Origin of the sequence: Patulibacter americanus DSM 16676 (assembly GCF_000420025.1) — a bacterium.
Taxonomy (GTDB): domain Bacteria; phylum Actinomycetota; class Thermoleophilia; order Solirubrobacterales; family Solirubrobacteraceae; genus Patulibacter; species Patulibacter americanus.
Genome location: NZ_ATUD01000027.1, coordinates 1 through 4,068, shown reverse-complemented (window position 1 = coordinate 4,068; position 4,068 = coordinate 1). Strand labels below are relative to the sequence as shown.

Annotated in this window: 3 protein-coding genes; 2 read left to right on the top strand and 1 reads right to left on the bottom strand. The window is 74.8% G+C overall.

Annotated elements, in window-relative coordinates:
• On the top strand, window positions 1–498 hold a 498-nt coding region (locus tag F593_RS27350), incomplete at its 5' end, for a methyl-accepting chemotaxis protein (RefSeq protein ID WP_022930729.1).
• An 842-nt stretch (window positions 499–1,340) separates the two neighbouring features.
• Here F593_RS27350 and F593_RS27345 read toward each other — a convergent pair.
• On the bottom strand, window positions 1,341–2,405 hold the full coding sequence (locus F593_RS27345) for a PAS domain S-box protein (protein ID WP_022930728.1): 1,065 nt from the start codon (window positions 2,403–2,405) through the stop codon (window positions 1,341–1,343).
• Window positions 2,406–2,653: 248 nt separating this feature from the next.
• Here F593_RS27345 and F593_RS0121075 point away from each other — a divergent pair.
• On the top strand, window positions 2,654–4,068 hold a 1,415-nt coding region (locus tag F593_RS0121075; RefSeq protein ID WP_022930727.1), incomplete at its 3' end, for a methyl-accepting chemotaxis protein.

Here is a 4,068-nt window from a genome sequence, read left to right as displayed (position 1 = left end):
GCCCGCGCCGGCGAGCAGGGCCGCGGCTTCGCGGTCGTCGCCGAGCAGGTCCGCAAGCTCGCCGAGGAGTCCCAGGACGCCGCGGCCTCCATCGCCTCACTCGTCGAGGAGATCCAGGCGGACGCCGGGCGCACGAGCGCCACGATCGGCCGCGCGAACGAGCAGATCGAGGTCTGCACCGCGACCTCCACGGAGAGCACCAAGGCGTTCTCCCGCATCACGGGCTCCGTCACCGACGTGCACGCCCGGATCGACCAGATCGCTGTCGTGATGGACGAGATCGCCCACAGCGCCGACCGCGTCCGCGAGGACGTGGCCGAGGTCGCCGCCGTCGCGGAGCAGTCCTCCGCCTCGTCCGAGCAGGTCTCGGCGTCCACCGAGGAGACGAGCGCCTCCACCCAGGAGGTCGCCGCCTCCGCCCAGGAGCTCGCCCGCACCGCGGAGGAGCTCGACCGCCTCTGCGCCGGCTTCGTGCTCACGGGCCCCGACGCCGACTGACGGCAGACCCCAGCGGGCGGCGCGCCGGAAGGCGCGCCGCCCCCCCGGTACGGGGGCGCCGGCGAGCGCGCTCGCGCCCCTGCCGGCCGGAAGACTCCGCCGGCCGACGACGACGCCCCGCGGCTCTCCGCGGGGCGTCGTCGTGGGTGGCGGGACGCGGTCGTGGTGTCACGACGTGCCGGGCCGCGGGCCGGCTGCGTCACCGAACGTCGATCCGCTGCACCTCGTGACCACGGGGGGACGCGAAGCCGCCAGTGGGATGGCGGCGATGTACGACTCGCGACCGCGCACGAACGAGACCTGGATGGTGGGCGCCAGAGGCCGTCGATGGCCGTCTCGCCGTCAGCGGGGCGGCCGAGACGTACATCGACCGCAGCCAGCGCGCTCCCTCCCCCTTGACGCCGGCCAGCCTCCGGCCGCACGGGGCCGACCGACCACCCCAACCGGCGGCCCGTCCGTCAGGCGACCCGGCTGGCCGCCGGCGATCGGGACGCGCCGGCGATCGGGGCGCAGCGGCGATCAGGGCACGGCGGCGATTAGGGCGCAGCGAGCGCGCGCCCGTCTCCCGGCGCCACGCCGAGACCACGCGCACCGTGCCGGCACATGTCCCGGGGGCATGGGATATGTCCCTCAGGACATAACGCGGCGATGCGTGTGCGATCCCCGCCCGCCGGCGTCCGCGCGGGCGGCCGGTTCGTGGCCGTTCGCGTGCCGGAGCGGCGTGCGCCGGGGCCGGCCGCGGTGCTCCCGGCGGCCCCGTGCGGCCCGGCGGCTCCGCGCGGCCTAACGGCCCCGCGCCGCCCGACGGCCCCAGGCCGCCCGACGGCCCCGCTCGGCCTGCCTCAGGCCGGGCGGTCGGCGAGCAGGCGGTCGCCCAGGAGGACGAACCGGCCGGTGGTCCGGCGGGCGCGCAGGACCGCCGCGCGGGCAGCAGCCAGGACGGCGGAGGCGTCCGTGGTGGCCGGGCCGAGGAGGACGGCGCCGACGGAGACGCGGAAGGTGGGGCCGTCGTCACGGGCGACGACGGAGCCGCGCTCGATGGCGCGGGCGAAGCGGTCGGCGACGGCGCGGGCGTCGTCCCGGGCGACCTGCGGGCGCAGCAGCGCCCACCGGCGCGGCTCGAGCGCCGCAGCCAGGTCGAGCGGGCCACGGACGGCCGTGAACGCCTCGCGGATCGCCTGCTGGCGGCCGCGGCGGGCGGAGGTGCCCGGCGCCGGTTGCGGAACGGAGGCCAGGTCACCGAGGTCGAGGGTCAGGAGGACGGCGGTCTCGCCGAAGTGGCGGCCCCGCAGCATCTGGCGCTCGAGCGCGACGGCGAAGCGGGCCGGATCCCACAGCTCGTGGACGGGCGGCAGGTCGCGACCCACGACGTTCGAGACGTCGACGCCCTGGATGACGATGCGGTCCCGGCCGACCCGGGTGACGGAGAAGAGGCCGCGGCGGACCTCGCCATGGGCGGTGACGTAGCGGCGCTCGAGGCGGTACTGCGGGATCGTGCCGAGCAGCAGCGAGCGCTCGAGCTCGAACGTCGGGGGGACCTCGTCCGGCAGGCTCAGCGCGTGGACCGTCGTGGCCAGGAGGTCGTCGCGGGTGCTGGCGAACATGCGACAGCACGCAGCGTTGACCTCGAGGAGTCGACCCGTGGTGTCGCAGACCGCCAGGCTCACGGGGAGCTCGTCGAAGATGGTCTCCACCGCGCCGTTGAGCGCGGCGAACGCCGTGCTCCAGCGCGCGGCCGGGGTCTCCGCCGCCGCATCGAGAACGGGTTCCGTCCCCGTGGACGCGCCGCCGGGAGCGGCGCCCTCGGCGTGTGCGGCCGCCGACGCGTCGGCGATGCAGCCCGCGGCGACGGCGCCGTCGACGACGGCCCCGGGCGGGACGAGAGGTTGGGCGGGGTGGTCGAACACGGCGGGGATCCTGCGCGTCCGGAGCGGACGACCGGGTGATCGGCCGGAGCGGGCCGGGGACGCGCACGAACGGACCACCGTCGTAGGCGGCGAGGAACGGCGGAGCGGCCTGCTCGACCCGGTACTCGCGCGACCCCGGCCCCCTGAGCGCCCATGCGCCGTCTGGACACCCGTTTGACACCGGTTCAAAGGTGCCCCGGTTACGCCGATCAGCGGGGCGTCAACCCCTCGGAACACCAGGACCCCACATGTCACTCCGCAACCGCCGCATCAGCCTGAAGATGAAGCTCTTCGGGCTGAGCGGCATCCTCCTCGCCTTCACGGCGCTGATCGCCCTCGTAGGCATCCGCTCGCTGAGCGGCGTCAACGACGACGCCCGCGCCATGTACGACCAGGGTGCCGCCCCGCTCGCCGACATCTCGGCGCTGCGCTCCCGCACGAACGACAACCGCCGCCTCGTCGCCGGCCTGCTGCTCGGCACCGCCGACCCCGGCTACACCGCCGAGAACCGCAAGACGGACCTCGAGACGATCGCCGAGAACGACGCGGAGATCAAGCAGCGCCTCGGGCGGCTCGAGACGTCGGTCAAGGACCCCAAGCTCCGCCAGCGCCTCACCGGCCTGGAGGAGGGCTACGCCACCTACCTGCCCGCCCGTGACGCGGTCCTGAAGCAGATCACGGCCGCCAACACGTCGAACGGCCCCGCCACGCAGGAGACCGTCCGGCAGTTCGGCGTCGTGGCCGCAGCCAACCGCGAGCTCAACGGCGAGCCGTACAGGCTCATCAAGGTGAACAACCGCGCGTTCTCCGAGGAGGTCGCCGCCTGGGCGAAGAACCGCAGCGTCCAGGCCCAGGACACGTTCACCTCGTCGCGGACGACGTCGATCATCCTCCTGGTCCTCGCGCTCATCGCGGGCTTCGCGATCGCGTTCTTCGTCGCCCGCGGCATCACCCGCATCGTCGGCGAGATCCTGGGGCGCGTCCGCTCGCTCGGGGACAACTGCCTGACCGACCTCCAGATCGGCCTGACCAAGATGTCCGAGGGCGACCTGACGCACGCCACGACCCCCGTGACGAAGCCGATCGAGCGCTTCCCGAACGACGAGCTCGGCGACATCGCCCAGGCCATCAACGACATGCGCCTGAAGGCCGGCGCCTCCATCGAGGGCTACAACGCCAGCCGCCAGTCGCTGACGGGCATGATCGACCAGGTCGCGCAGACGGCGCAGACGCTGTCGGCGTCGTCGCAGCAGATGGCGTCGACCTCCGAGGAGGCCGGGCGCGCCGTCGGCGAGATCGCCCACGCCGTGTCCGACGTCGCCCAGGGCGCCGAGCGCCAGGCCCGCACCGCCGAGTCCACCCGCACGGTCGCCGACGAGATGTCGACCGCCACGACGCAGGGCTCCGAGGCTGTGCAGCAGACGGCCTCGGCCGCCGAGGCCGCGCGCGCCGCCGCCCTCGAGGGCCAGACGGCCGCCGGGCGCTCCGCCGCCGCGATGACCGAGATGAACCAGGTCTCGGCCGGCACGATCGCCGCGATGGAGGAGCTCGGCGAGAAGTCCGAGCGCATCGGCGGCATCGTCGACACGATCACCGGCATCGCCGGCCAGACGAACCTCCTCGCGCTGAACGCCGCGATCGAGGCCGCCCGCGCCGGCGAGCA